The organism is Halostagnicola alkaliphila, assembly GCF_055379965.1.
In genome coordinates, this window is record NZ_AP043826.1 from 3,088,370 (window position 1) to 3,107,280 (window position 18,911).

Annotated in this window: 23 protein-coding genes; 6 read left to right on the forward strand and 17 right to left on the reverse strand. The window is 61.7% G+C overall.

The window, feature by feature from the left end; all coding sequences use genetic code 11:
• The first annotated feature begins 5 nt into the window (after positions 1–5).
• Both ACZ5C7_RS20885 and ACZ5C7_RS20890 read left to right on the forward strand, forming a co-directional pair.
• Positions 6–1,235, forward strand: a complete 1,230-nt coding sequence (locus tag ACZ5C7_RS20885) for an ornithine cyclodeaminase, nickel-pincer nucleotide-dependent (protein WP_464378179.1) — start codon at positions 6–8, stop codon at positions 1,233–1,235.
• Positions 1,236–1,408: 173 nt separating this feature from the next.
• Positions 1,409–2,359: a phytoene/squalene synthase family protein gene (locus ACZ5C7_RS20890; protein ID WP_464378180.1), complete on the forward strand. Its 951-nt coding sequence runs from the start codon at positions 1,409–1,411 to the stop codon at positions 2,357–2,359.
• A 70-nt stretch (positions 2,360–2,429) separates the two neighbouring features.
• On the opposite strand, the gene cruF is transcribed toward ACZ5C7_RS20890, so the two are convergent.
• The 7 genes from cruF to ACZ5C7_RS20925 all read right to left on the reverse strand — a co-directional run bounded on the left by cruF (position 2,430) and on the right by ACZ5C7_RS20925 (position 8,917).
• Positions 2,430–3,299, reverse strand: coding sequence for a bisanhydrobacterioruberin hydratase (gene cruF / locus ACZ5C7_RS20895; RefSeq protein ID WP_464378181.1), 870 nt, complete (start codon positions 3,297–3,299; stop codon positions 2,430–2,432).
• The gene (locus ACZ5C7_RS20900; RefSeq protein WP_464378182.1) at positions 3,292–4,197 is read right to left on the reverse strand and encodes a prenyltransferase; all 906 of its coding nucleotides are present in this window, start codon (positions 4,195–4,197) and stop codon (positions 3,292–3,294) included. Before ACZ5C7_RS20900 ends, cruF begins: the two co-directional genes overlap by 8 nt.
• Complete coding sequence (locus tag ACZ5C7_RS20905) at positions 4,194–5,831, reverse strand: phytoene desaturase family protein (RefSeq protein WP_464378183.1); 1,638 nt, start codon at positions 5,829–5,831, stop codon at positions 4,194–4,196. The genes ACZ5C7_RS20900 and ACZ5C7_RS20905 overlap by 4 nt, the downstream gene beginning before the upstream one ends.
• A 99-nt stretch (positions 5,832–5,930) precedes the next feature.
• Positions 5,931–6,278 carry a hypothetical protein gene (locus tag ACZ5C7_RS20910; RefSeq protein WP_464378184.1) on the reverse strand — a complete coding sequence of 116 codons (348 nt, stop codon included), beginning with the start codon at positions 6,276–6,278 and terminating at the stop codon, positions 5,931–5,933.
• A 463-nt stretch (positions 6,279–6,741) separates the two neighbouring features.
• Positions 6,742–7,026 (reverse strand): translation initiation factor eIF-1A, encoded by a 285-nt coding sequence (locus ACZ5C7_RS20915; protein WP_082146691.1) that lies wholly within the window; start codon positions 7,024–7,026, stop codon positions 6,742–6,744.
• A gap of 144 nt (positions 7,027–7,170) precedes the next feature.
• Entirely contained in the window at positions 7,171–8,283 is a 1,113-nt protein-coding gene (locus tag ACZ5C7_RS20920) for an NAD(P)-dependent alcohol dehydrogenase (RefSeq protein WP_464378185.1), read from the reverse strand.
• A 100-nt stretch (positions 8,284–8,383) separates the two neighbouring features.
• Positions 8,384–8,917 carry a YkgJ family cysteine cluster protein gene (locus tag ACZ5C7_RS20925; protein WP_464378186.1) on the reverse strand — a complete coding sequence of 178 codons (534 nt, stop codon included), beginning with the start codon at positions 8,915–8,917 and terminating at the stop codon, positions 8,384–8,386.
• A 116-nt stretch (positions 8,918–9,033) separates the two neighbouring features.
• Here ACZ5C7_RS20925 and ACZ5C7_RS20930 point away from each other — a divergent pair, with 116 nt between their 5' ends.
• The gene (locus ACZ5C7_RS20930) at positions 9,034–9,465 is read left to right on the forward strand and encodes a hypothetical protein (RefSeq protein WP_464378187.1); all 432 of its coding nucleotides are present in this window, start codon (positions 9,034–9,036) and stop codon (positions 9,463–9,465) included.
• Between the two features lie 19 nt (positions 9,466–9,484).
• Here ACZ5C7_RS20930 and ACZ5C7_RS20935 read toward each other — a convergent pair whose 3' ends face one another.
• From ACZ5C7_RS20935 to ACZ5C7_RS20950, 4 genes are all read right to left on the reverse strand, one after another.
• Entirely contained in the window at positions 9,485–10,210 is a 726-nt protein-coding gene (locus ACZ5C7_RS20935; protein ID WP_464378188.1) for a fumarylacetoacetate hydrolase family protein, read from the reverse strand.
• 63 nt (positions 10,211–10,273) lie between these two features.
• Positions 10,274–10,468 (reverse strand): hypothetical protein, encoded by a 195-nt coding sequence (locus tag ACZ5C7_RS20940; RefSeq protein ID WP_464378189.1) that lies wholly within the window; start codon positions 10,466–10,468, stop codon positions 10,274–10,276.
• Between the two features lie 223 nt (positions 10,469–10,691).
• Positions 10,692–11,168: a DUF8009 family protein gene (locus ACZ5C7_RS20945; protein ID WP_464378190.1), complete on the reverse strand. Its 477-nt coding sequence runs from the start codon at positions 11,166–11,168 to the stop codon at positions 10,692–10,694.
• 14 nt (positions 11,169–11,182) lie between these two features.
• On the reverse strand, positions 11,183–11,461 hold the full coding sequence (locus tag ACZ5C7_RS20950; RefSeq protein ID WP_464378191.1) for an acylphosphatase: 279 nt from the start codon (positions 11,459–11,461) through the stop codon (positions 11,183–11,185).
• Between the two features lie 601 nt (positions 11,462–12,062).
• Between ACZ5C7_RS20950 and ACZ5C7_RS20955 the strand changes: the two genes are divergently transcribed.
• Entirely contained in the window at positions 12,063–13,058 is a 996-nt protein-coding gene (locus ACZ5C7_RS20955; protein ID WP_464378192.1) for an MBL fold metallo-hydrolase, read from the forward strand.
• Positions 13,059–13,095: 37 nt separating this feature from the next.
• Positions 13,096–13,356, forward strand: a complete 261-nt coding sequence (locus tag ACZ5C7_RS20960; protein WP_464378193.1) for a hypothetical protein — start codon at positions 13,096–13,098, stop codon at positions 13,354–13,356.
• Positions 13,357–13,378: 22 nt separating this feature from the next.
• Here the strand turns inward: ACZ5C7_RS20960 and ACZ5C7_RS20965 are convergent, their stop codons facing one another.
• The gene (locus ACZ5C7_RS20965) at positions 13,379–14,137 is read right to left on the reverse strand and encodes a maleate cis-trans isomerase family protein (protein ID WP_464378194.1); all 759 of its coding nucleotides are present in this window, start codon (positions 14,135–14,137) and stop codon (positions 13,379–13,381) included.
• Between the two features lie 76 nt (positions 14,138–14,213).
• A complete protein-coding gene (locus ACZ5C7_RS20970; protein ID WP_464378195.1) occupies positions 14,214–15,143 on the reverse strand; it encodes a DNA-3-methyladenine glycosylase family protein in 930 nt (309 codons plus the stop codon).
• A 204-nt stretch (positions 15,144–15,347) separates the two neighbouring features.
• Here ACZ5C7_RS20970 and ACZ5C7_RS20975 point away from each other — a divergent pair, with 204 nt between their 5' ends.
• On the forward strand, positions 15,348–15,893 hold the full coding sequence (locus ACZ5C7_RS20975; protein WP_464378196.1) for a DUF555 domain-containing protein: 546 nt from the start codon (positions 15,348–15,350) through the stop codon (positions 15,891–15,893).
• Between the two features lie 386 nt (positions 15,894–16,279).
• Here ACZ5C7_RS20975 and ACZ5C7_RS20980 read toward each other — a convergent pair whose 3' ends face one another.
• The 4 genes from ACZ5C7_RS20980 to ACZ5C7_RS20995 all read right to left on the reverse strand — a co-directional run bounded on the left by ACZ5C7_RS20980 (position 16,280) and on the right by ACZ5C7_RS20995 (position 18,810).
• Positions 16,280–16,519, reverse strand: coding sequence for a UPF0058 family protein (locus ACZ5C7_RS20980; protein ID WP_049954084.1), 240 nt, complete (start codon positions 16,517–16,519; stop codon positions 16,280–16,282).
• 275 nt (positions 16,520–16,794) lie between these two features.
• Positions 16,795–16,974 carry a DUF7836 family putative zinc-binding protein gene (locus ACZ5C7_RS20985; RefSeq protein ID WP_464378197.1) on the reverse strand — a complete coding sequence of 60 codons (180 nt, stop codon included), beginning with the start codon at positions 16,972–16,974 and terminating at the stop codon, positions 16,795–16,797.
• 174 nt (positions 16,975–17,148) lie between these two features.
• Positions 17,149–18,123 (reverse strand): transcription initiation factor IIB, encoded by a 975-nt coding sequence (locus ACZ5C7_RS20990; protein WP_464378198.1) that lies wholly within the window; start codon positions 18,121–18,123, stop codon positions 17,149–17,151.
• A 402-nt stretch (positions 18,124–18,525) separates the two neighbouring features.
• On the reverse strand, positions 18,526–18,810 hold the full coding sequence (locus tag ACZ5C7_RS20995) for a DUF357 domain-containing protein (RefSeq protein ID WP_464378199.1): 285 nt from the start codon (positions 18,808–18,810) through the stop codon (positions 18,526–18,528).
• Between the last annotated feature and the right edge of the window lie 101 nt (positions 18,811–18,911).

The window sequence follows — 18,911 nt, forward strand, 5'->3', positions numbered from 1 at the left end:
CGGCAATGACAGTTTCGCGAACCGTCGAACTCGAGGGGCACATCATCGACTCGGGGACGATGGGCCGGTGTTTCGGCGTCGTCATGGATCTCGGCGGCGAGTTCGAGGTCGAGGAGTTCGACGTCGGACGGCACAAACACGCCCAAACCTACTGTCGCATGCGAGTCATCGCGGAGTCGGAAGAAGACCTTCGGGCGATTCTCCACGAACTGAACCAGAACGGTGCCACGGTGGCCGATCCGCGGGACGCGACGCTCGAGGCCGCGCCGGACGAGCAGGTCGTCCCGGTGGATTTCTACTCGACGACGAACCACCCGACGTTCGTCCGCGTCGACGGCTCGTGGGTCGAGGTCGCGGACCCCGAAATGGACTGTGCCCTCGTCGTCGAGCGAACGAAGGACGGTCCCGCCGTCCACACGAAAGTCCTCAACGCCGTCGACGAAGGGGATCTCGTGGTCACCGGCGAGACCGGAATCAGGGTCGAGCCGCCCGAGCGACCCCGGAACGGAGGGAGTTCGTTCGGCTTCATGCAGGGTGGCGTCTCGAGCGAACGACCCTCCGCCTCGCTGATCGAAGAGATCGCAGACGAGATGCGCGAGGTTCGGGAGAACGACGGCACCGTCCTCGTCGTCTGCGGGCCGGCGATCGTCCACTCGGGCGGCCGGGACGCCCTCGCGGATCTCGTTCGCGAGGGGTACGTCGACGCGCTGAGCGCGGGCAACGGGTTCGCCGTCCACGACCTCGAGCGGGACCTCTACGGAACTTCTCTTGGCGTCGACACGGAGTCGCTCGAGCACCCCCGAAAGGGCCACAAACACCACATCTACACGATCAGCGAGATCGGACGCGTCGGCGGGATCGAAGCGGCCGTCGAGGAGGGAATCGTCCAAGAAGGAGTGATGTACCAGTGCATCGAAAACGACGTCCCCTACGTGCTGGCCGGATCCATCCGGGACGACGGGCCGCTCCCGGACACGATCACCGACGCCATCGAGGCACAGGACGCGATCCGAAAACAGGCTCACGAGGCCGATCTCGTGTTGATGCTCTCGACGTTGCTCCACTCCGTCGCCGTGGGGAACTGCCTCCCCTCGACCACGAAAACCGTCTGCGTCGACATCAACCCCGCGACGGTTACCCAGTTACTCGATCGGGGAAGCGCTCAGGCGATCGGCATGGTCACGGACATCGGGACGTTCATCCCGATGCTGGCCGAGGAGTTGCTCGAGGAGTGACTCGGGCCCGCCCCGCCCGTCGGATCGGTTAGCAGCTGGACGACTTCCGTTCCGCCCTTTATCGATTGTTCTCGAAGCGAACGGTCGGGAAACCCAACTAGTGAGGGGTTTCTATTTTATATCCACCTGTTGTACGGACCATCCTCGAACGGGAGCGCGTCGGGAGACAGAGAATGCAACAGGAACACATCGAGGCCGGCAAGGCGATCCAGAAGCGAACTGGAAAAACGTTCTATCTCGCGACGCGGTTTCTTCCGGAGCGGGTTCGCCACGCCACGCACGTGCTCTACGCGTTTTTCCGAATCGCTGACGAAGTGGTCGACGGCGCGAACGGCACGCCGCCGGCGGAACAGGCCGCTCGCCTCGAGTCGCTCCGAGCACAAGCTCTCGGCGAGGAACCGCCCGAGGACGACGTGCTCATCGCCTTTCGACAGCTCTGCGAGCGTTACGACATCGGAGAGCGCGAGATCAACGTTTTCATCGACGCGATGAAAACCGATATCGAGACGAATCGGTACGAAAGCTATGACGATCTCGAGGCGTACATGCGCGGGTCGGCCGCCTCCGTCGGCGTGATGATGACGGCGATCATGGAGTCCGACGAGGCCGAAACCGCTCGTCCCCACGCGGTGAAACTCGGGGAGGCCTTCCAGATGACGAACTTTTTGCGGGACGTTCGCGAGGACGTCCTCGAGCGCGATCGAATCTACCTCCCGCTCGAGAGCCTCGACGAACACGGCGTCGACGAACGGGAGGTCGAGAGCCTCGAGTTCTCCGAGTCGTTCGTCTCGCTAATGCAGTCGGAACTGAAGCGAACCGAGAGGCTGTACCGCGAGGGCGTGGCGGGGATTCGGTACCTCCCGAAGGACTGCCAGCTCCCGGTGTTGCTCGCCGCGGTGCTCTACGCGGAACATCACGCCGTTATCCGGGCGCAAAACTACGACGTGTTGAACGAGGAACCGTCGCTCTCGACGACGCGAAAGCTGTGGTGTCTCGCGAAGACGGGATGGCACTGGCACTGGAACCGCGATCCGGAGGCGGTCTTCAAGCGCGTGTCCGCCGTGCCGCCGAGCGAAACCGGCCATCGCGACCCCGGACACGGAGGCCACGTTCCGACGCAGTAAGCGGACCCCACACAGAGTCGACCGATCGACTCGATTGCTGGACGGATCGCGATCCGAACGTCTCTTGCAACTATAACGTCTCCCGCCACCGTTCGGGAACCGCCGACGTAACCATCTCGAGGTCGTAGCGCTCCGTCCGAAAGAGCGCGACACAGAACAGGAGCGCGACCCCGGCCGCGATCCAATTTCCGTAAAGAACGTTGATCGTCCCCCACAGCAACACGAAGCTCACCAGATCGTCGAGGATGAACTCACAGTCGTCCGCTCGAGCCCGGAGTGCTGATCGGTCGAACGCTAAATCGACGAGGACGACCGCGACGGTCCCCGAAAGGATCCAGCCGAGGTAGTTCGAGATCGGAACCCCGTAGTAGACGCCCGGCGGATCGAACGACCAGAAGCCGATCGCGACCGCGGCGGGATCGAGCACGAGGTCGACGGCGACGACCGCCGCGATGGCGACGAGCAGCCGAACGAGCGCGCCGTCGGCGGCTTCCTCGAGGACGAGTAACGTCAACAGGTAAGCGTTGAGTACGAGCGGGACGAAGAACAACGGGAGGGCGATCGGGACCTCCCCGAAGAGCATCGGACCCAATTGGATCGCGTATTCGAAAGCGCCGTACGGCCAGCCGGTTCGGACGCCGACGAGTTCGATCGCGTAGGTGTAGCCCGTCAGTAGCCCGAGCAAGCCGAGCGCTCGCCAGCCGATTCTGGGGAGTAGTCCGACCACGAGCGGCGAGCGCATGACCGCCGTTCCGAACAGGATAAACAGCGGGTTGTACGCCAGCGGCTCCGGCAGGACCCCCTCCGCGCTGGCGAGCAACGTCAGGGCACCGACGACCGGAAACACCACCGCGATCGTAAACCGGTTGTTCCGGACGATCTCCTCGAGTCGTCGCTGGGTCGCCGCCCGCATTGCTGACGTCCCGGCTTCCTCAGCCATAGAACACCCCCCAGAGGCCGCCCATCGTCAGAACGGTGCCGACGACGGTGTTGATCGCGGGGAACCACCAGTACGCCCGGTCGGCGGCCACGCTCGCGGTTGCGACGACGACGACGAGCATCGGGTAGACGGCCATGAGGAGTCCCAGTCGATACTCGAGGGCCCCGAAGGCGACGGCGGCGAGGAGCCAGCAAACGCCGCAGTAGGCGTAGGTCCACCGTTCGCCCAGAACCGTCGCCGTCGTTCGAATTCCCGTCGTTCTGTCCGGTTCGATGTCGGGGATCGCCGAAAAGGTGTGCATACCCATCGCCCAGAGCCAGCCCCCCAAAATTGCGAGAAGCGGTGGTTGCACCCCGGCGACGGCAGCGTACGCCGCTCCGGCGGGAGCGATGTAGAGGCCGTTCGAGACCGAATCGAGCAATGGCGTCGTTTTGAATCGGATCGGTGGGGCGCTGTAGGCGGCTCCCAACGCGAGGAACGCCACAATCCATGGCCACGCGACGGAGGGAAGCGCCGGAAAGAACACCAGCGGAAGGAGTGCACACCCGGTGACGGCGACGGGAACGATCCGCTGGCCCTCGTACCGAGTTTCCTTCTCGTCTTTTTTCGGGTTCGCTGCGTCGATATCCCGATCGTAGATGTCGTTGATCCCGTATAAGAACACGTTCGCCGGGAACAGGAAGTAGCCGAACAGGACGACGACCGGCAGCGAAACGAGGTCGCCGGCCGACGCCGCCGCGTAGGCGACTCCCACGAGAACCGGCCCCGCGAGGTACAGCCAGAAGCGCGGTCTCGAGAGCGCGATGAGGTATCGAAGCTGGGACTCGAGATCGTCAACCCCGTTGGAGCTCTCGAAACGCGCTTGTTCGGCGTGTTCGCGTGTTTCGTCGTCGCTCATTGATCGGGGTATCGGCCGTGGTCCTCGAGTACCGCCTCGGCGGTGAGTTCGCCGCTGATGAGACACATCGGGACGCCGATGCCGGGCGTCGTGTACGAGCCGGTGAAGTAGAGGCCGTCGACCGCCTTCGACCTGTGGGGCGGCCGAAACAGCGCCGTCTGGCGGAGCGTGTGGGCCATCCCGAGGGCCGTTCCCCGGTAGCTGTTGTACCTGTCCGAAAAGTCCTCGACGCTGAATCGTTCCTCGAGGACGATCCGGTCGCGGAGGTCCTCGCCCGTGTTCGTCGCGATATCCTCGAGAATCCGATCTCGGTACCGGTCGCGTCGTTCGGGCGTGTCCTCGAGACCGGGCGCGATCGGAACGAGGACGAACAGCGCACCGTGGCCGTCGGGTGCAACGTCGTCGTCAGTTTTCGACGGCACGCAGCAGTAGTAAGCGGGGTCGTCGGGCCAGGTCGGGTCGTCGAAGATCTGCTCGAAGTGCTGTTCCCAGTCCGTCGGAAGGACGAGCGTGTGGTGGGCGAGTTCCTCGAGGTCGCCCTCGACGCCGAGGTAGAGCAAGAACGCGGAGGGAGCGTACGTCCGCGACGCCCAGTAATCCGCGTCGTATCCCCGCTGTTCGGCCGTGAGCAGTTCCTGTTCAGTGTGGGCGTAATCCGCGTTGCTGACGACGATATCGGCCTCGAAGGTGTCGGACCCGCCGTTCGCCTCCTGTGCATTGAACGATCTCTCCGACTCGAGCGGATCGGAATCCGTCTGACTCTCGAGCGGATCAGAACCGGACCTGTCGGGGAGAGAATCGGGTATCGCCGACGATACCTGTCCCGCCCCCCGCACGTCGGTTTCGACGAGAAATGCACCGTGGCGTCCTTTGATCGCCGTGACTGGGTGGTTCGTTTCGTATGTGACGCCGAGTTCCCGGCCGAGTTCGACGAGTCCGTCCATCACGCCGCCGAGCCCGTTTTCGGGGTACCAGACGCCGAGGTTGAAATCGACGTGACTCATCAGATTGTACAGCGCGGGAGTGTTGTTCGGCGATCCGCCGAGAAACACCAATGTGTACTGCATGATTTGCTGGAGCTTCGGATGGTCGAAGTAGTCCTCAACGTGCCCTTGCATCGTCCCTAACAGGGAGAGCCCGCGTGCCTGCCGAGCGACGTCGAGGTCGAGATAGTCCCGGAGCCGCGTTCGGTCCTCGTAGACGAAGTGTTCCATCCCGACCTCGTAGTTCTCTCGAGACGTCTCGAGGTACCGTTCTAACGCCTCGCCAGCACCGTCTTCGTAGGATTCGAAGAGTTCTTTCGTCTCCGCAAGCTCCGGCGTGATGTCCACCTCGTCGCCGTCCTTGAAGAAGATTCGATAGTGCGGATCGAGGTGGGTGAGTTCGTAGTAGTCCGTCGGCGTTCGATCGAACTTCCCGAAAAAGCGCTCGAAGACGTCGGGCATCAGGTACCACGACGGCCCCATATCGAACCGGAAGCCGTCTTTTTCGAGCACCGACGCCCGACCGCCGAGCTGTTCGTTCTTCTCGAGAACGCGGACGTCGGCCCCCGCATCCGCGAGGTGACAGGCCGTCGACAGCCCGCCGACACCACCACCGACGACGACCACTGACTCGCCAGCCAACGGGTTCATTGGGAGTAGGTAGTATAGACTGGTTGATAAGGGTAGGTCACACATACGTAGGGTTTCCTGAACGAAGAACCGGAGAGTCGCGGTGACCCGTCGGCGCCGTCACTCGAGCACTTCCTCGTGAACCGATTCGCCGCTGCCGGGTTTTGATTCCCATTCCCACTCGTCTTTGACTCTGATGCGCCCGTCTTCGGTCAGTCCGACGTCGCCGACCGAGTGACCGGTCGCCGTTTCGCCGTCCGCATTGATCTGTGCGTATCGGATATCCCACCGCTCTCCGTCGAACGTCCCGACCAGGTGACCGTCCACGACCGATCCTCCCGAGTAGTTCGCGTAAATTCGGTCTCCGGTTTGTTCGAAGTGAAAGCGCGTATCCGCGCCGACTTCTCCTTCCTCGTCGTTTGCGACGCCGGCGAGCGTTCGGCCGTCCAGCGAAATATCGTCTGCCATATTCGGAAAGCGGTAGCTCGTCGAATAACGATTTCGGGTTCGTGGTGTCGTGACACAAAAGACAACCGACGGCGGCTGCTCGCCGGACGGAACGGACTACCCGTCGCTATCAACGTGTAGCGCGTCGACGGACGCCCAAGAAAACGAAAAAGGGTCGCGCGAATAGGAAGCTCAGAGTCCTCGCCACGTCTCTACTCCCACGAGGATGCGCGACCCGTGTCGGCATGTTCGGTATTCAACAAGCGACACACTGCACGCCTGTCACCGGACTTGCTATCGACCGGCGGTATCTCTACGTATGGGACGAAGCCACATAAGTCTATGGGAGATAATATCACGCACACACCTATTCGACTGTCGGTCGAGGGAGATCCAGAAAGCGAACGGCTAATCGAGGGAGGGAGATAGAGGTCTCTCGAGGCTGAGAAGCTTCCGTGTGTGAGCACGGATCGCAATAAGTCGATTAGTCGATATGTCCTTCGCGACGGAGCTGGTCTGCGTCCTGTCCGGAGTAGCGCCATTCGATGGTCGCCTTCTCGTCCTGCCAGTCCCACGGTTCCGCGACGACGATATCGTCCTCGTTGATCCAGGTCCGGTACTTCATGCGGCCGGGGATCCGACCGAGACGCTCTTCACCATCCTGGCAGCGAAGCCGGACGTGGTTTCCACCGAGATGTTCGGTAACGACTGCGAACACCTCATCGTTGTTGGGCATGCGAAGGTTTCGCCGCCCTGTGTCTTCAGTCACACTAGCGATACGGTCGGCCAACGGTTAAATCATTTGAGTCGCACGTTATCGTGACACTCACCGACACACAAGTTCCCAATTCGCCGAGAGAGTCCGATTGATTGCCGGTTCTGGCTCAAATCGGACAGCAACAATCTCCGTCTCTTAGGGTTCGCTGATCCGAAGCACCGGTTTGATCGTCTCCCCGTTCTCCGAGTCCTCGACCGCCTCCTCGATTTCGTCGAACTCGTAGTAGGTGACGAGTTCGTCGAACGGGAACTTCCCCTGTCGGTGGAGTTCGATGAGGTCGGGAATGAACTGCTTCGGATTCGAGTCCCCTTCGACGATTCCCGTAATCGATCGGCCGTTGAGGATGAGGTCGTTAACGTCGAAGCTCGCTTCGGTTCCGAGAGCGGGTGCGCCGACGATGCCCGCAGTACCTCGCTGGGTGAGCGAGTCGATCGTCTGCTCGGCGACTTCGGGGACGCCGGTCGTCTCGAGGGCGTAGTCCACCCCACCACCGGTCAACTCGCGCACCGTCTCGACGGCGTCGTCGACCGACGCGGGGTCGACGGTTTCTGTCGCGCCGAGATCCGCGGCCAGTTCGCGACGGTTGTCTTTCAATTCGACCGAGATGATGTCGGTACAGCCCTCGATTTCGGCGGCCATCACGGCCGAGAGGCCGACCGAACCCGCTCCGAAGATGGCAATCGAAGAGCCGGTTTCGGGTGCCAGCGAATTGATGACGGCACCCGCGCCGGTCTGAATCCCGCAGCCGAGCGGCCCGAGGAGTTCGAGCGGAACGTCATCTTCGACGGGAACGACGTTCCGTTCGGTGGCGATCGCGTGGGTCGCGAACGACGATTGGCCGAAGAACCGTCCGCTGACGGTCTCACCGTCTCGAGAGAGCGGCGAGGTCCCGTCTTCGGGCCGAGCGCCGCCGAAGTTGTGTGCGAAGAAGTCCTCGCAGTAAGCCGGGTGGCCCGAGTGGCAGCTAGGACACTCCTCGTCGTAATCAAAGCTTAAGACGACTCGATCACCCGGCTCGACCGCCGAAACGTTCTCGCCGACCGATTCGACCACGCCGGATCCTTCGTGTCCCAGCACCGCCGGTAGTGGCGTCGGGTACAATTGATCGCGAACGATCAGATCCGTGTGACACACGCCAGCACCGACGACACGTACAAGCACTTCGTTGTCCTGTGGGTCCTCGAGTTCGACACCCTCGATATCGAACGATCCCCCCTCTTCGTTGACGACTGCTGCGTCTATCTGCATGGTGGTACCAGATACCACTGGGACCGCCAAGTATGTTATGAACAATCATACAAGACTCACCAACTCAAAAGAAACCCGCCCCGCGAACAATCGCCGTCGGTCACAAGGCTCGGTCGGAGTCCGGATTCTCGAGGTCCCACAACACTTCCGGAAGGAACGCTTCGAGGTTCTCGATGACGCGCCGGTCGCTGACGTTTAACCCCTCGCAGTGGTCGTGTGCCGAATCGCGGATATCGACGTGGAGGTCGCCGTCCTCGAGCCAGACGCCGAGTGGAAAAACGGAACAGCGCGTGGGTTTCCAGTCCTCCTCGAGGTGGAGCGAACAGAGGCCGTCCTCGCGGAGGAACGCGCAGGCGTTGCCGTCCTCGTCGACGTGTTCCTCGCGTTCTTTCTCCTCGCGAGTGACGAACTTTTCGCCGCGAAAGTCGGTCGTCGTTTCGGCGAGGTTCGCTCGAGCGGCGAGTTCGATCAGATCCCGATCGTAGAGCAAGACGCCGTGGTGGCAACACCAGGTACAGTCCTCGACACACTCGAACGTGAGGTCGGGATCGAACTCGACGACCGCCTCTCGACCGTCGTAAACCTCGATTCGTCGCGGATCGGTTTCTCGACCGTCCGGCGTGTCGGTACTCACGCTCGAGGGGAGGAGGTGCGTCCGGAAGTGCCTTTCTCCACGTCCTCGAGTCTCGAACTCGCCCGACCTGCTGCTATCCCATGACTTACCCGTCTGGCAATCCGTCGATAACATGAATGTCTCCAGCAGAGTTCGAGCACCCCCCGGAGTCTCCCGAGGACCGTCCAGCCGTCCACTGTGAGGCGTGTCGGGCCGCTTTCGAATCCGAGAGCCGGCAGGCCGTTTCGTTTCTGCTTCTGGATCAGCTTACGATCCCCGCGATCGGCTGTTCGGAGCACGTAGAACGGTTCAGTTCGGTCTGCGGGTTGACGAGCGAGGACACGGCCGATCTCCTGGATCACCATCCCGCCGGCGGGATCAGTTGTCCCGGCTGTCGACTCGCACCTCACAGCTCGGCGCGGCCTCTCATCCCGGTTCAGGACGGCGCGGTCATGCTTATGGCCTGTCCGAACCACCAGTCCGAGATCGTTCAGCGGTACCAGACGGGACTCGAGACCCAACAGTTTCTCTCCTCGAGCGTTCGGTCCGGCGCGAATCTGTCGCCGTAATCAGCGTTCGACCTCAAGCTCAGTTCCCGCTCGAGTCCACGACGGTGTTCCGCAGCGTGCCGACTCCCTCGTAGGTGATCTCGACGGTATCGCCGGGTTCGACCAGCCCCGGATTCGCCGGACTACCGAAGGCGACGACATCGCCGGGTTCGAACGTGACGCGCTCTGATAGGTGCGAGATGATTTCGTACGGATCGAACAGCATTAGTTCCGTATTCGCTTCCTGTCGACGTTCGCCCGCAACGTCCGTCCACATGTCGATCCCCGTCGGATCGAGATCGGTCTCGAGCCACGGGCCGAGCGGGCCGGAGTTGTCGAAGGCCTTGCGCGCACTGCGTCCCGCCTGGTCGAGCGCGTCCATATCGTTCATGATCGTGTAGCCCCGAACGATTTCGGGGACCGCCGAGGGCTCGAGGTTCCGGCACCGAACGTCGATGACCGCGGCGAGTTCGCCCGCGTAGGTTAGTTCGTCGGTGAACGAAGGGTACGGAATCGGCTGTTCGTGTCCGAGCAGCGACGTCGGTGGCTTGATGAAAAAGTCGGGTTCCTCGGGACGTTCGTACTCCATCTGCTCCAAGGTCGCCGCGTAGTTCCGCCCGACGCAGTACAGCGCGTCGGGATCGGACGGCGGGAGCAACGGGCCGTCGACGCCGACGTCGTACTCACCGTCATCGGCGTGTATTGTTCCGTCTTCGTACCGCCCAGTTACCGGTCCCTTCGGTGTCGCGAGCCGTGCGATTCGCATGCGTCGTGCTCGAGAGCGCGGCAGGGTAGTCGTATCGGTTTCTCCGGATCGAAACGAGATGGGTCACTCCTCGACGACGAGATACGTGTGCGAGCCGCGGTGCTCGAGCGAAACGCAATCGGTGCTTACGTTCGTCCGGACGAACTCCTCGACGCCTTTCGCTCGCAAATCGCTGACATCGATCCGCGGTCGGTCGGAATCGACTGCCGGTTCTCGAGCGCTTCGGTCGTCGTCGAACTGCTCTCCGAGTTGATTCATACCAGTCAGTTGGAGCGATAGTACGTCAAACCGATCCGTCCGCGGTGAAAGTGAAAGTACGGGACGGAGTCGAGGTGTCACGATCGCACTCGTTCGCCGCTCTCAACCGTCTATCGCGGTCCGTCGCTCGATCGCGGGCGTTCAGTTATAGTGCGAAGCGGCAGTGACGGGTGCCGGTGACGGATGCACGCGGCGCTTCGAACTCGAGGCCTCGCGGCGGGCACTAACCGAGTCGCTTCACGTCGACGCGGTGGGGCAGATCGTCGCCGTCAGTCGGTTCGCCGTCGCTCGGTTCGCCGTCAATCGGCTCAGCAACTCTCTCGCCGTCAGCTGTCCCGAGCACGACCGACTCGCGGATCGCGTTCGAGGCGCGTTCGCGCCACTGTTCGAGTTCTCGTTCACGCCGTTCTCTGAACTGATCCGGATCCGATGTCTCCGCCTCGAGTTGATCGTCGAAGGAGGGGTAGGCCTCGAGCACTTCGCTCTCGAGGAGGTCGGCCGGCTCGAGGTGGATCGCACCGCTCACGCGCCCGGCTTCGTCGTGAAAGACGTGGAGTCGAGCGCGCATCCGGCCGTGGAACGGGGGTGTCACTCGAAGGACGGCGGTGCCGGGGTTCTCTCGATTGTAGATCGCCGCGTCGACGACGTCCTCGGCGGCGACGGCGACCGAGCGGATCGACGACGGATCTGGATCGGACATGAGTAGTCGACTCGTCAGTACCGTATCTCGAACCCGTCCTCGCCCTCTGGTTCCCCGTACTCGGCCTGCACGTCGTTTACGTCCGCGGCCGGACTTCCCTCGTGACACCACTCGACCATCGACTCGACGTCGGCTTCCCGGCCCTCGAACACAGCTTCGACGCGGCCGTCCTCGAGGTTTTTCACCCAGCCGTCGACGCCGGCATCCCGGGCCGTGTCTCGAGTCGTCGCGCGATAGTAGACACCCTGAACGGTTCCGGAGACGAACACGTGCGCTCGAGTTCGGTCTGTCATGTGGGGTGGCAAGCGGCCGAGGGGTAAAAATCCGGCTCCTCGAGCGAATAGCGGATTTCGACGAGTCAGCAAACGGATACCTGCTCAGTACAGCCGGACGCTATAGCGGAGTCGTTCGGTGAGATCCGGTCGCTGTTCTTGAGCCTCTCAGTACACCGATGCGGTCGATAAAGACCTCTCCCCGCTCCGAGAGACTCGAGTGAAGCCGGTCGTAACGCCGAAGTCCCTCAGCCCGCTGGCGGTCCCACAGCGACATATCGCCTGGGCGATGGGGGTCGCTGTGATGACCACGCAAGCGCCAGTGGACTTCGCTCTTTCACTCCGCCAGGCCGCACACCGCATCCGCAACGCAGGCCTGCCCTCCCCCGGGTCGCGCGGCTCCGCGGAAGGGTCGCGGAGCCGCGCTCCCGGCCACAGCCTTCGGCCTACCAATTTGCGGTGGCATGCGCTGGTGTGTTGCTCGAGCGGGACGAGGATTTCGGGGTCGTGTTCCCACAGAACCCATCGGAGCAAGTGAGCAGAGCGTTACGATCAACGTAACTCACTCTCGAAAACCCCCGAATCGACAAGCCAAGGGTGCTTGAGCCCCTTCCTTCGAGTAGTGACGGTCAGACACCGCGACGGCATTCACTTCGAGGGCGAGCCACACGTTGTCGCCGACGCGCGGAGTGCGGTCGGTGACGTCAACGTCGTGAGCCACGCCCACGCCGATCATACGTTCGGGTCGACGACCGCCTCGCCGGAAACGATCGTTTGCTCGGCCGAGACGGCCGCAATCGCGAAAGCGCGCTCCGGAACCGAATTCCCGTTCGTCGAGTCGACGCCGGGGGTCGAGCTCGTCCCCGCGGGCCACGTCGTCGGCTCTCGAGCGGCCGTCTTCGAGAACGCGACGGGTCGGCGCTACTGCTACACGGGCGACTTCTCGATCCGCAATCGGGCCTATCTCGAGGGATTCGACCCCGACGCCGTCGACGCGGACGTGCTGGTGATGGAGACGACCTACGGACTCCCGAAATACCGGTTTCCGGACCAGACGGAACTCGAGACCCAAATCCGGGAGTGGATCGCGGAGCACGACGACCGGCCGCTGTTCCTGTTCGGCTACTCGCTCGGACGGGCGCAGAAACTCCAGTGGCTCGCCAAGGAGGTCTCGAGCCGCGACGTGCTCGTCTCGGAGTCGATCGATCGGGTCAACCGGGCGATCGAACGGGCGACCGACCTCTCGTTCCCGGCTCGAGCCTACGAGGATGGCGAGCTGCGGGAATTGGAAGACGAAATCGTCGTCCTCCCGTCGAATCAATCGAGAGCCGACTGGGTCGAACGGACGGTCGAGCGGGTCGACGGGCGCAAAGCCGGATTTTCGGGCTGGGCGGTCGACGACAGCTTCCTGTATCGGGGTAACTACGACATCACCTTCCCGCTCACCGACCACTGCGACTACGACGAACTCCTCGAAACCGTCCGGCGGGTCGATCCCGACGTGGTGTACACGAACCACGGCTTCGACGAGGCGTTCGCCGACGTGCTCGAGACGAACGACGGCTATCGAGCGCGGCCGCTGAAACGAAACCAGACGACGCTCGAGGAGTTCTGCTGACGATGGGGTCCGATCGTCTCGAGGTGAGGTGCGACTGATGGGCCCGATCGAACGCCTCGAGGAGGAGTTTCTCGACGTCTCGAGTTCTCGAGCGGATATTCGAGAGTTGCTCGAACTCGTCGCCGGCTCGATCCTGTTTCTCGGCGTCGCCTACGGGCTGACGGCGGTTCTCCTCGGTCGAACGGAAGCACTCGTCGTGGCGGGGGTCCTCGGCACGATATTCGCAATTACGATCGTCTCGCAGGCGTACTGGGCGGTCACCGGCAGGGACGACTATCGAGACGAAGAAAACGGCTGAGTTCGAAGACGGCTGGTTCCGATCACTCGTTGATCCCGCCCGCGAGCAGCCGTCCTGCGCCGGGGACCTGCGTGCTCAACTCGAGACGATCGAGAATCTCGTAGGTCGTCGCAGTCGCCGCCGAGAACACCGGGAGCCCGAACCGATCCTCCGCGGCCTGAATCGAGTTGAGCGACGGCATCTGGACGCACGACGAGAGGACGAGCGCGTCGGCGGAGTCAGTGTCGAGCCCGTCGGCGATATCGATGAGGTTTCGCTGGTCGAGCTGGGCGACCTCGAGGTTGTCCGGGCACTCGAGGGTCTCGTAGTCGACGACGTCGACGCCGGCGCTTTCGAAGTAGTCGATCACCGTCCGCGTGAGGTCTTCTACGTACGGCGCGATCAGCGCGACCTCCTCGGCCTCGAGGCGTTCGAGCGCTCGCACGAGCGCACCGGCGCTCGTGACGACGGGTGCGTCGCCGTCGTTCTCGGCGGTTTTCTGGTGGAGCGTTTCCTCGCTTTCTTCGTGGTAGCCCGGCCCCTGAGCCATGATTCCGATGAGACACGCGTACGCGAGCACGTCGCACCTCGCGTCCGAGAGGAGGGTGGCACAGTGCTCGGATTGGTCGTCCATCCGCTCGAGTTCCTCCTGAGTGACGCTTTGCATTCGCATCCGACTCGAGTGGAACGTGAACTCCTCGCCGTAGTGGCCGGGACGCGACTGTAGCATCGCTGGTATCTCCGTTTCCATCGTGACGTTCGAACTCGGGACGATGAGTCCGATCCGGAAAGGGTCTGACATGGGACGTGGTACCTACGGTCTCGGCACTATAGAAAGTGGTCGTATATCGGGTGTCTGAAACGCGGTCTTCGAACGATCACTCGCCGGTCCGAAGGTAGTGGAACACGTACGTCTGCGCGTAGCCAGCGTACTCCCCGCCGAAGCGCTCGCGAATCGCTCGAGAGGTCTCGGCGTAGTTGCCACGGTCACAGTCGGGATAGTAGTCGGCGATGGCGGTTTTGATCCAGGTATCGAGCGGAACGGATTCGTCGAACCCGAGCGAAAACAGGAGGATGCAGTCCGCGACCTTGTCGCCGACGCCGACGAACTGCTTGAGATGGTCGCGAGCGTCTTCGTACTCGAGATCACGGGCATTTTCCGGATGGCCGTCGCCGTTCGCGACCATCTCGGCCGTTCGGACGACGTACGGTGCGCGGTAGCCGAGTCCGAGGTCACGGAGTTCGGCTTCGGTCGCGGCTGCGAGCTGTTCGGGGCGCGGGAACGCGTGGTAGGTGTCTCCGCCGAACTCGATCTCGTCGCCGTAGGTCCGAGCGAGCGTCGAAACCATTCCGTGGATTCGGCTGACCCGCATCTGGGCCGAGCAGATGAACGAGATCAGGGTCCCGAACGGCGGATCCTCGACCAGTCGGAGGCCGCGATAGGCCTCGTAGGCCTCCTCGAGGAACGGATCCGCCGGCGCCGAGTCGACGATCGACTCGAGGTCGTCCTCGAGCCTGAGCAGTCGTCGGACCGTCGGCTCCCGATCGGCGCTCGCCTCCCACTCGAGGACGCCGGCGGTCGGGTCGGCCGCGTTTCCGGTTGACCCCTCGCTGCGGCGTCGAACGCGGATGACGTCCCCGTCGACGACGGTCGAATACCAGCGGTCGTGGCCGGGGCCGGGTTCGGCGTCGTCGTTGTACATCTCGCCGTCTTCGCGCCGCCAGAGGTAGCTCTGGCCGCTCTCGAGCGTTCGGTACAGATCGAATCCACCGGAACACTCCTCGATCGGAATCGTTCCCGTTTCCATTGTCTCGCAATTCGGTAGCGGCGGCTTGGGCCTTTCGAAGGGGCCGATGGCGTCCGGAGACGAGCGTTCGCTGATACGAATGGCAGACGTTCGTGGGCTGGTCAGCGAAAAGTCACATCAACGCCGGGCAAACCCGCTGTGGACGGTTCTCACTCTACTCACGCGGGGCGAAGCTTCATACTGTTGGCTATACAATAACACGATATGAACTGCAGGGTTGTCGTCGAGGCTGCCGTGCCCGTATACGATGTCGAGACGGAAAACGAGGCCATTCGAATCGGGATTTCCAAGACCGGTGAGATGTTGAACCCTGATCTGAACTACGTCGAAATCAATATGGGGACCCGAACGTCCCCCTCCGGGGAGGAACTCGAGCCCGCCTTTATCGCCGCCGACGAAGCGCTCGTCGCGCTCGAGCTCGAGATGACGGTGTTCAACGTCGAACGCGAGGAACACGCCTCCCGAATCGCCCGCAAGGAAATCGGCCAGCGACTCGAGAACATTCCACTCGAAGTCCTCCACGTCGAGGTAATCGAGGACGATGACGAAGAAGACGAAGAGAGCGAAGCGGTCGACGACGAGACAAAAGTGGACGACGACGACGCGTCCGAGAGCGATGACGACAGCGCAGAATCCGGTGACGACGAAGAGACAGAAGAATCAGTTCTCGAAGATGACGAGTCGGGAACTGAAGCCGACGCAGCTGGAGATGAGGACGTACTGCCGGAGTTCGAAGAGTTACTCGAATGATTTTTCGGTCCGGAATCACCGATGCAACAGTTTCGTCGTGGAATCGTCTTGTTTCTCGGTGAGCCATACCAGTTTCGAAGGGAAACCGTAGCTGGCCACGACCGCACGGGTTGTGGAATAATGTGAAATGTCTCGTTATCTGATCGGGTTCGGCCTTGCTAACTCGAACGGATCGAACGACGAACCGACAAAGCGAGGAAAAGTGGACTCAGCAACGAGTAGGATATCCATACGACCACAGCGAGCGGTTCGGCCGCTTCTGAAGTCGATTTAACAACGCGGGTAACCGAAAATCGCTATTGTGGGAGAAACTGACCGGAGCGAGACAGGAACTCAGAACCAGCGTTGTCACTCAGGTAGTTAGTTTCAGAGGAGTCGACGTGTCTTCAGTCTGCGGTTGCGGCGACTGCTTCCTGTTCTTCTTCCTCACGCATATTGTACGTGATTCCCCCTGCGATTGCAAAAACAGCGGCTTTGTGGTCCGTCTTCGATTTGTGGATTGATGTCGGCCGAATACCAAGCGATTCGTATTCGTCGAGGTTAATCTGACAGTCTTCCCACGCCGCGCACTGGTTCGATACTTCGGCAAGAAGGCCGTGAAGGTGAATGAGCTCCTGTTTCTTCATAACCATGCAATTCTAACCACTGCAGGGTTATATTATTATCTTGAGAAATGTTAACACGCACGGCCGCTCTCCGTAGTTGCCTGTTTCTACAATGGACGGTTCAACGGTTGAGCCAAATTCGGCGAAACTCTCAGGAAGCGTTGCGAAAAATCGGTTAGGAAGGTCTTAACCAACTGCTAACCTCGAGCGGTCTCCGCTTGAGGACTACTCGAGATGGAAGTGCCCGTCGACGAAACGGCGGCACTATCGAGCGAGAACAGTGCGTTCGAACACGCTTACCCTAACTGTTTGAGTGTCCGGAGATCGCGATCGGTTCGAGTAAACTCCGAGGTCTGTCTCGAGGCGTGGCAGTTCGGGCAATGAAAGAGCTCCGAGGTGTCCGGAAGGTCGGTTGGTGATCGCTGCCAATCTTTCGTACACTCGGGACACAACAATTGGATCGACGTCTCATCCATGGTACTGTATTGCACACCGAGTGTGAAAAAGCTTCCTCGAGAGTGTCAGCGTGACGATGTTACTGCGGCGAGGTTGGTCTCGAGCGGGAACCCGATTCAGTTCGTCCCGATGTCTTCGAACGGTAATCGCTTCGAACGGCAATCGGCATGGTAACCGGAGTAAGAGGCAGGAGTTTATGCCGGAGTCGCCGTGTCCGAGGCCTCGAGTAGTTCCTTGTAACGGTTGCGGATCGTTACTTCCGAGATGTTCGCGACTTCGCTGACCTCGTTCTGGGTGACCTTCTCGTTGGTCAACAGTGCCGCGGCGTAGACCGAAGCGGCGGCGAGTCCAACGGGGGATTTCCCGCTGTGGACGCCTTCCTCGCGGGCTGCATCGAGCAGCTCTCGAGCCATTCGTTCGGTCTCCTCGGAGAGGTCGAGCCCGCTGGCGAACCGGGGCACGTACTGTTCCGGATCGGCCGGCTGCACCTCGAGGCCGAGCTCCCGGATCACGTACCGGTAGGTTCGCGTTAACTCCATCTTGTCGACGCGGCTGACGGCCGAGATCTCGTCGAGACTTCGTGGCGTGCCAGCCTGTCGAGCGGCGGCGTACAACGACGAGGTCGCGACCCCCTCGATCGAGCGTCCGGGGAGGAGGTCTTCCTCGAGTGCGCGTCGGTAGATGACCGACGCCGTTTCGCGGACGTTCTCCGGAAGGCCGATCGCGCTGGCCATCCGGTCGATCTCGCCCAGCGCCTGTTTCAGGTTTCGCTCCTTAGAGTCACGCGTTCGGAAGCGTTCGTTCCAGGTGCGCAGACGCTGCATCTTCTGGCGCTGGCGGGAGCTCAGTGAGTTCCCGTAGGCGTCTTTGTCCTGCCAGCCGATGTTCGTCGAGAGCCCTTGGTCGTGCATCATGTTCGTGGTCGGGGCACCGACGCGGGATTTTTCGTCCTTCTCGGCGGCGTCGAACGCTCGCCACTCTGGACCGCGATCGATCTCGTCCTCTTCGACGACGAGTCCGCAGTCCTCACAGACGGTCTCGGCGTGCTCGGCATCGGAGACGACCCGTCCACCACACTCCGGACAGCGCTCTTGTTCGTCGGCGTTCGTACTCGTTTCTTCTTCGGTCTCACTTTCGCGTGAGTACGTTCGAATTGTTGTATCAGTCATGGTGTATCGAGTTCGTTACTTGGGACTCCCGGGTGGGGGAACCAGAAGAAAACCCGGTCGTCGCTGCTAACATAGTGTAAGGCCGAAGAGTTTATAAGTCTTTTGCCTACGTTATAAACTGATCGGCAATTTGGTTATATAGGTTTCGGCTATATAGTGATCGAACGTGATCGATTCGGGCATGACAATCACGCTGGTGAATATAACGGTGTCGGTCCGTGCCACATGTGGATTCAGTCACGTTCGAACTCACCGTAGTCCGTACTACGGGCGGGTTATAGGTAAGTAGCTTTCGTCGCTCCCACTGATTGGGAACCGGCTCTCTCGCCGCGTCGACATCGACACGCTTCCGGAGCTGTCCACCCGTACGGTACTTCTGCATCTCACACGATGTTGTCCATCTCACACGGTAAAAAGATGGCCCTCAGTCGGAACGTCGAACAGACCGACTCGAGCGCCGGCGTCGAGCCAGGCGTGGCCGTAGGAAAACGAGGCCAGGGCGTTGACGAGGTCTCCCTGTTCGCGAAAGTGAGTGCCATCCTCGAGGTAGGATTCGGCCATCTCGTAGCACTCGGCCGCAGCCTCGGCCATCGGCGTCCCCTCCGGCGGGGCGACGGTCGCTTCCGCCAGCGCTTCGGCCAACAGTTCGCCGTACCGGTTCGTTTTTTCCTCGAGGTCTGCAGTCATCGATATGGCGTAGCTATCGGGTCTCGAGTTCGTAAGTGCGTCGTCCCGATCGCCAGTGGCGAGGAGAGATGAGACCGGAAAAGCCGGGAAACAGAAGGCGT

What these genes read in the sequence shown, in the direction of transcription:
- ACZ5C7_RS20985 (WP_464378197.1), bottom strand. Translation starts at nt 16,974, where the DNA reads ATGGATGAGACGTCGATCCAATTGTTGTGTCCCGAGTGTACGAAAGAT.
- ACZ5C7_RS20950 (WP_464378191.1), bottom strand. Translation starts at nt 11,461, where the DNA reads ATGACAGACCGAACTCGAGCGCACGTGTTCGTCTCCGGAACCGTTCAG.
- ACZ5C7_RS20920 (WP_464378185.1), bottom strand. Translation starts at nt 8,283, where the DNA reads ATGCAGATAGACGCAGCAGTCGTCAACGAAGAGGGGGGATCGTTCGAT.
- ACZ5C7_RS20945 (WP_464378190.1), bottom strand. Translation starts at nt 11,168, where the DNA reads ATGTCCGATCCAGATCCGTCGTCGATCCGCTCGGTCGCCGTCGCCGCC.
- ACZ5C7_RS20975 (WP_464378196.1), top strand. Translation starts at nt 15,348, where the DNA reads ATGAACTGCAGGGTTGTCGTCGAGGCTGCCGTGCCCGTATACGATGTC.
- ACZ5C7_RS20940 (WP_464378189.1), bottom strand. Translation starts at nt 10,468, where the DNA reads ATGAATCAACTCGGAGAGCAGTTCGACGACGACCGAAGCGCTCGAGAA.
- ACZ5C7_RS20910 (WP_464378184.1), bottom strand. Translation starts at nt 6,278, where the DNA reads ATGGCAGACGATATTTCGCTGGACGGCCGAACGCTCGCCGGCGTCGCA.
- ACZ5C7_RS20890 (WP_464378180.1), top strand. Translation starts at nt 1,409, where the DNA reads ATGCAACAGGAACACATCGAGGCCGGCAAGGCGATCCAGAAGCGAACT.
- cruF (WP_464378181.1), bottom strand. Translation starts at nt 3,299, where the DNA reads ATGGCTGAGGAAGCCGGGACGTCAGCAATGCGGGCGGCGACCCAGCGA.
- ACZ5C7_RS20965 (WP_464378194.1), bottom strand. Translation starts at nt 14,137, where the DNA reads ATGTCAGACCCTTTCCGGATCGGACTCATCGTCCCGAGTTCGAACGTC.
- ACZ5C7_RS20995 (WP_464378199.1), bottom strand. Translation starts at nt 18,810, where the DNA reads ATGACTGCAGACCTCGAGGAAAAAACGAACCGGTACGGCGAACTGTTG.
- ACZ5C7_RS20930 (WP_464378187.1), top strand. Translation starts at nt 9,034, where the DNA reads ATGTCTCCAGCAGAGTTCGAGCACCCCCCGGAGTCTCCCGAGGACCGT.
- ACZ5C7_RS20900 (WP_464378182.1), bottom strand. Translation starts at nt 4,197, where the DNA reads ATGAGCGACGACGAAACACGCGAACACGCCGAACAAGCGCGTTTCGAG.
- ACZ5C7_RS20960 (WP_464378193.1), top strand. Translation starts at nt 13,096, where the DNA reads ATGGGCCCGATCGAACGCCTCGAGGAGGAGTTTCTCGACGTCTCGAGT.
- ACZ5C7_RS20905 (WP_464378183.1), bottom strand. Translation starts at nt 5,831, where the DNA reads ATGAACCCGTTGGCTGGCGAGTCAGTGGTCGTCGTCGGTGGTGGTGTC.
- ACZ5C7_RS20970 (WP_464378195.1), bottom strand. Translation starts at nt 15,143, where the DNA reads ATGGAAACGGGAACGATTCCGATCGAGGAGTGTTCCGGTGGATTCGAT.
- ACZ5C7_RS20935 (WP_464378188.1), bottom strand. Translation starts at nt 10,210, where the DNA reads ATGCGAATCGCACGGCTCGCGACACCGAAGGGACCGGTAACTGGGCGG.
- ACZ5C7_RS20980 (WP_049954084.1), bottom strand. Translation starts at nt 16,519, where the DNA reads ATGAAGAAACAGGAGCTCATTCACCTTCACGGCCTTCTTGCCGAAGTA.
- ACZ5C7_RS20990 (WP_464378198.1), bottom strand. Translation starts at nt 18,123, where the DNA reads ATGACTGATACAACAATTCGAACGTACTCACGCGAAAGTGAGACCGAA.
- ACZ5C7_RS20885 (WP_464378179.1), top strand. Translation starts at nt 6, where the DNA reads ATGACAGTTTCGCGAACCGTCGAACTCGAGGGGCACATCATCGACTCG.